Below are 5,356 nucleotides of genomic sequence, written 5' to 3'. Positions count from 1 at the left end.
GCTTGCAAGCCATCGCCGAATCGAAGGCCGTGACTGGAACGCCCGCATGAATTCAGCAGCAGCAGCCCTCGGCCGGCCAATTTCAGACAACGTGACAAGCCCGGCCAACAAGCCTATGTCGTCAAATCGCCAAAACCGACGCGCGGGCAAAAAAGCCGAATTCCTCCAATGCCGCGGCGAGGTTTTGCTCCGTCAGAAGCTCCGCCGCGGACCGGGCTGCTAGCCGGCGCCAGGCGAGGAGCAAAGGCCGGCGGGCCCGGCATTGTCGCCCGGTCGTGTGAGCAGCAGCACGGCGTCGCGCAGCGCGGCCTCGTCCTCGGTGCGGCCCGCCTGCCGCACCGTCGCCGCGGCCGCGCCGAGTGCGAGGCGCTGCCGCCAGGCGCCGGCCCATTTTTCATCCCGGCGCACGACCGCATCGAGCGTGGCGATCGCGGCGCCGCATGCGATCCCAGCATCTTCAACAGTTTGCGCATCGGGGACTGCCCGGCGCAGCGAGGACGGCACCGGTGCCGCGAGAGCGGACAGCCCGACCCCGGGAGACGCGTCGGTCCCAAGGGTGCGGAAGGAGATCATCCATACGATCGGCGCCCCGGCCAACGCCGATGGCCACGTTGGTGATTTCGCTTTCTCCGACGCCGCGAATGTCTAAAAAAGACGGGGGGCTACCGCCTGGACCCTCCGCTTCAACACCAAGGGCCTCAAGGGCGACCAGGGAGATAAGGGCTGGTCAATCGTGCCCAGCCTCGTCGTGGACGGGGCCAGACGTGTTTTCCAGGTTGCTGACTGGGTAGGCGGCACCGGGACCAAGCCCGCTACCGGCGACTACATCGGCGCGACGGGCCTCACGGCTATCATGGCTGACGCGGTTGACGTGCGCGGCGCCGCTGGCACCGGCACCGGTGACATGGAGAAGGTGGACTACGACACCAACGCTGATGGTAAGGTCACCGCCGCCGATATTGCTGACAGCGCGCCGTGGGCCGGCATCACGGACAAGCCGGTGACGTTCCCACCAGCGGCCCACTCGCACGCTGACGCAACCACTGGAGCTTCCGGCTTCATGTCGGGCGCGGACAAGGCCAAACTCGATGGTGTCGCATCAGGTGCCACCACCAATGCGACTGATGCAGCGCTGCGCGATCGCTCAATCCACACCCGCACCCAGCTGGCCACCACGATCTCGAACGTCTCAACAGCAGCCGACGCGCGCATCAGCGCTGCTGTTGGTGCCTCGGTCCAAGCTTACAACGCAGCTCTGATTGGCACGACCGGCACCTTTACGACCGCCATGAGTGCCAAGCTTGGCTTCATCACGGTTACCGGCAACGTGGACCTGGACGATCTGCGCGCGAAGGTGCTCGGGCTCGATCAGGCGATTATCCTCAAGGGCACCTGGGACGCCTCTGTTGGCAGCTTCCCCGGCGCTGGCGTGGCCCAGGCCGGCTTCACCTACATCGTCTCGACCGGTGGCACCGTCAAGGGTCAGACGTTGCCAACGGCGATCGTATCGTCGCCAACGCCGCCAACGCCTCGGCCACGACCTTCGCAGCCAACTGGTTCAAGGAAGACTACACCGACGCCGTGCTGTCGATCGCAGGCCGCACTGGTGCTGTCATTCTGACCGCCGACGATATCAGTGACGGCACGACCAACAAAGCCTAAACGGCGACGGAGAAAACGAAGCTCGCCGGTATTGCGTCGGCCGCGACCGCCAATGCTACCGACGCGAGTTTGCGCGATCGTTCGACCCATACCGGCACCCAGCTGGCCGCCACGATCTCGAACTTTGCCGCCACGGTCATCACCGCGGCCCTGACGGGTCTGTCGACCGCCACGGGAGGCGTGATCACCGCGGCCGACACGGTGTTGTCGGCACTGGGCAAGCTGCAGAAGCAGATCACCGATCTGACGACGACGGTTAGGGGCAAGCTTGGTGCAACCGCTCAGGCCGTTGACAGCGCAAAGCTCGGCGGCGCTTCGATGGATCAGACTGGAACGGCCGGCACGGTCACTCAGCGCGATGGCGCTGGTGATATCACGACGCGTTTGTACCGCTCGACCTACGCCACAGGTGCCGACGCTGTGACGAGCATCGTCGGTCGCGCGTCGAGTGACGGCACCGGGGACAATTATCGTCCACCGCAGTCCATTGCCCAGACCAAGGCGCTTCTCGGCGTCGGCACGATGGCAAATCGCAGCGTCACGATCTCGGCCGCTGCCCCTTCTGGCGGCGTGGACGGTGATTTCTGGGTGCAGCCGTAATGGCCCTTTACGTCAAAGCCTCCGGGGTCTGGGGGGCGGCCAGCGCCGTCTGGGTGAAAATCTCAAGCCTCTGGACCAAGGCTCGACAGGTCTATGTGCGCAGCTCGGGCGTCTGGGAGAAAATGTTCCCGATAGATCTGGTCTTCAATGGCACTCACGAAGACTCGACTGCCACGACCGTTTACACCCACACCAGCATTCCGCTTGTTGTCGCGCCACACGCTAATCGTCGTGTCATCGTGACAACTGAGACCACTGACACCGAAAGTGCAGTGACCGTCAACAGTATGACGATTGGGGGTGTGGCTGCCACCCTTCTCGCTCAGGTGGAAAGCATCTTCAATTCTGGTGTGGTCTATCTGTCAATGTGGTCAGCCCTCGTGCCAACCGGTACGACGGCAACGATCGTGACCACGTATAGTGAGAGCGTGTTCCGTGACTACATGTCGGTCTATACGACCACCAATTGGGATGGTGTGGTGGGCACTGTTGCCTCTGACAACAATTCAACGGGTGGCCTGACAACGACCGTCAGCATTGGTGCCCTGGGCGCAGCGATCGCAATTGCGGGCAACGCCACCAATGGGGGCATCGGCACTGCGACATGGACCGGGCTGACCCAACAGTTCTCAAACGCACCAGTCACGAATAGAAACCACAGCGGAGCAACGGCCCAAGCTGGCCTCACCGTAACCTGTGCCTACAGCACTACTCCAGCACTTGCCGCACTGCTGGTGGTTCCGCTTAACATGTCCTGACCAGGCCAGGGGTGCGCAACTCCTGACTGGCGACGGCGTCGGCGACATGCCTTACGGACTCGTATTGCCAGAGCTTGTAATCGTCGACAAACCAGCCAAGTCGGCTCTCGATCGCCGTAGCAAGCTCGTTATAGTCGAGGCTGTCGAGGCCGAGATCCCGCATTCGGGTTGTCATCGACACCTCTACTTTTTCGGCAACTAGAGCGTTGAGGGTTTTGAGAACCAGTTGTTCAATTTAATGTCATCACTAATACATGCCTTTTGCTTGCAGATTCAGGTAATGCAACCCTGATCGGGGCGCAACCCCCAAAGCGAGGTGTGCCGTTGAAACACGTTCTTGTCATTGACGATGATGCCGCAATGCGGCGCCTCATCGCCGAGTATCTCACGATGCATGCCCTGAAGGTAACCGCAGTCCACGATAGCAAGCAGTTTGACTATGTTCTTTCACGTGAGCCAGTCGATCTCGTGGTTGTTGACCTTAACCTAGGCCGGGAGGATGGACTTGCGATCGTCCGCAATCTGGCGACAAAATCGGATGTTCCTATCATAGTGATCAGCGGCGACCGGCTTGATGAGGCGGAAAAAGTGGTTGCACTGGAGCTCGGCGCAACCGATTTCATTCCCAAGCCTTTCGGGATGCGCGAATTCTTGGCCCGCATTCGAGTAGCGCTACGCCAGCGCATTTCTAGTCCGCGAATCAGAGAGCAGCGCTCATTTCGCTTTGGGGCCTGGAAGCTCAGCGTGAAGCAGCGGCGACTGATCTGTGCGGAGCGTGGCGAGGTCAAGCTTACCGCATGTGAGTTCAATCTGTTGATCGCATTTCTGGAGAACCCCCGCAACGTGCTATCCAGAGAACGGCTTTTGCTCGCGAGCCGTGTGCGTGGAGAAGAGGTGTACGATCGAAGTATCGATGTCCTAATCATGCGCTTGCGCCGAAAGCTGAAGGCTGATGCGGCCAACCCTCGCCTGGTCAAAACATCCCGTGGCGCAGGGTACTTCTTCAACGCTGACGTAGATGTTAGCTACGGAGGCACGTTGGCCGCGTGACAGTGATGCTGGAGATTGGGGTGACGAGGCTGATCAAGCCTTCCAACAGTACCAGCCTGATCAATTACGGCGAGAGCTACCGGTCCGGAGATCGCATCAGCCCCTCTGTCGTCAAGAGAGCTGTTCTGCTTGACCCCAGCCATGGAGCTCAACGCCCCGCGTCGGAGCGCTCCCTGCTTCTGAAGGAAGCCATTAGGTCCGCTCGGGCTTGATCGGAGGCTTGGCTGATGGACGTCGTGGTTGCTTCGCTCAGTTGCCGCCCCATGGCGCGGCTTTGCGGATTATCAGTCCTCTGCCTCTTCGCCGGTCTCAACAGCGCTGTGTAATGTTCATTGTTTATGATGACGCCCCCGCTGTTCACGAGGTTGCCCCTGTCAAGTGTACTCGTCAGTCCGTCCTGGGCCTCGCGCTTCTTGCCCAAGTGCCGTTCAAACGGCGCTGGCGCGACTTGTTGAGCTCGAGAGATGGGTCCCTGCTCTCCTGCGTGGCCATGAGCTTGTGCCGCGGTCTGCGCAGCGGCGTCCCCAATGGCACGAGCCTCCATGCCGACTGCGTCTTCCGGACGAGCAGCAAGGGCAATTTCGCGCCCGAGTGCGAACTTCCGGAGATGAGTTAGTGCACTGATGTCAGCGGTTTTCATATAGCGCTTGGCATCTTCATCCAGCGACCGCTCGTGAAGCCGATCCGCAATCCCCGGCTTTTTGTTTTCAACCAGGCATTGACTGAAACGTCTAAGAGCAGACCCATAGACCTCAACGGTACGGGGTTTCGGCCCGGTCGGCGCTGCCTCGTACGCTTTGATGAGAGCCGCTGTGTACTCTCTGATGAGCACGGCGTCGGCAGGGTGGGGATTCAGGGCAGGGCGGCCCACCACTGGCGCTCCGCCCGCCCACGTCTTGAGACGACCCAGTGACCCAGCCACGGCCGAGGGGCCGCCACCCCAGATCTCGTACTCCTTGCGATCCCGATCCAGCGACGAATCGTGAAGCCGATCCGCAATCCCCGGCTTGTTATTTTCAACGAGCCAATGACCAAAGCCGAAAAGAATATCTACATGGCGCTTGACCGTGATCTCCCCGATCTTACCGGCATAGAGTGCTGACCTCAGCCCTTCGACAAGGGTCGCATCGTTGGAATAAAGAGGACCCTTGTCGGGACCGGAGACCACTTTTGGGCGATCTGGCTGCACCGCCGCCGGCACAGAACGAGCATGGTCACGCAACTCGACCCGTGCGGGGGGATTCAGATCAACCACTGACGAATCCGGCGCATGATGATGGCGCGCC

The 5,356-nt window shown here is 61.1% G+C and carries 6 protein-coding genes and 2 pseudogenes; 5 read left to right on the top strand and 3 right to left on the bottom strand.

The window, feature by feature from the left end; translation table 11 throughout:
* The coding region (locus NKI35_RS31155) for a hypothetical protein (protein WP_352742636.1) at positions 1–223 on the top strand (223 nt) is incomplete at its 5' end.
* Here the strand turns inward: NKI35_RS31155 and NKI35_RS31150 are convergent.
* A pseudogene (locus tag NKI35_RS31150) lies at positions 152–573 on the bottom strand (DUF1403 family protein); the annotation flags it as partial. The gene NKI35_RS31155 and the pseudogene NKI35_RS31150 sit on opposite strands and share 72 nt — an antisense overlap.
* Positions 574–733: 160 nt before the next feature.
* Here NKI35_RS31150 and NKI35_RS31145 point away from each other — a divergent pair.
* The 3 genes from NKI35_RS31145 to NKI35_RS31135 all read left to right on the top strand — a co-directional run bounded on the left by NKI35_RS31145 (position 734) and on the right by NKI35_RS31135 (position 3,020).
* The gene (locus NKI35_RS31145) at positions 734–1,621 is read left to right on the top strand and encodes a hypothetical protein (protein ID WP_352659172.1); all 888 of its coding nucleotides are present in this window, start codon (positions 734–736) and stop codon (positions 1,619–1,621) included.
* Positions 1,622–1,731: 110 nt separating this feature from the next.
* On the top strand, positions 1,732–2,262 hold the full coding sequence (locus NKI35_RS31140) for a hypothetical protein (protein ID WP_352742634.1): 531 nt from the start codon (positions 1,732–1,734) through the stop codon (positions 2,260–2,262).
* The gene (locus tag NKI35_RS31135) at positions 2,262–3,020 is read left to right on the top strand and encodes a hypothetical protein (protein WP_352742632.1); all 759 of its coding nucleotides are present in this window, start codon (positions 2,262–2,264) and stop codon (positions 3,018–3,020) included. The genes NKI35_RS31140 and NKI35_RS31135 overlap by 1 nt, the downstream gene beginning before the upstream one ends.
* On the opposite strand, the gene NKI35_RS31130 is transcribed toward NKI35_RS31135, so the two are convergent.
* The gene (locus NKI35_RS31130; RefSeq protein ID WP_352515489.1) at positions 3,007–3,201 is read right to left on the bottom strand and encodes an acyl carrier protein; all 195 of its coding nucleotides are present in this window, start codon (positions 3,199–3,201) and stop codon (positions 3,007–3,009) included. The two genes, NKI35_RS31135 and NKI35_RS31130, sit on opposite strands and share 14 nt — an antisense overlap.
* A gap of 143 nt (positions 3,202–3,344) precedes the next feature.
* Between NKI35_RS31130 and virG the strand changes: the two genes are divergently transcribed.
* Complete coding sequence (gene virG, locus NKI35_RS31125; protein ID WP_352742630.1) at positions 3,345–4,070, top strand: two-component system response regulator VirG; 726 nt, start codon at positions 3,345–3,347, stop codon at positions 4,068–4,070.
* Between the two features lie 148 nt (positions 4,071–4,218).
* Here the strand turns inward: virG and NKI35_RS31120 are convergent.
* Positions 4,219–5,356, bottom strand: a pseudogene (locus NKI35_RS31120) (hypothetical protein); the annotation flags it as partial.

This window comes from Mesorhizobium sp. M0676, assembly GCF_040320535.1.
Lineage (GTDB): Bacteria > Pseudomonadota > Alphaproteobacteria > Rhizobiales > Rhizobiaceae > Mesorhizobium.
The sequence above is the reverse complement of the archived record's forward strand: the minus strand, read 5'-3'. Positions and strand labels throughout refer to the sequence as shown.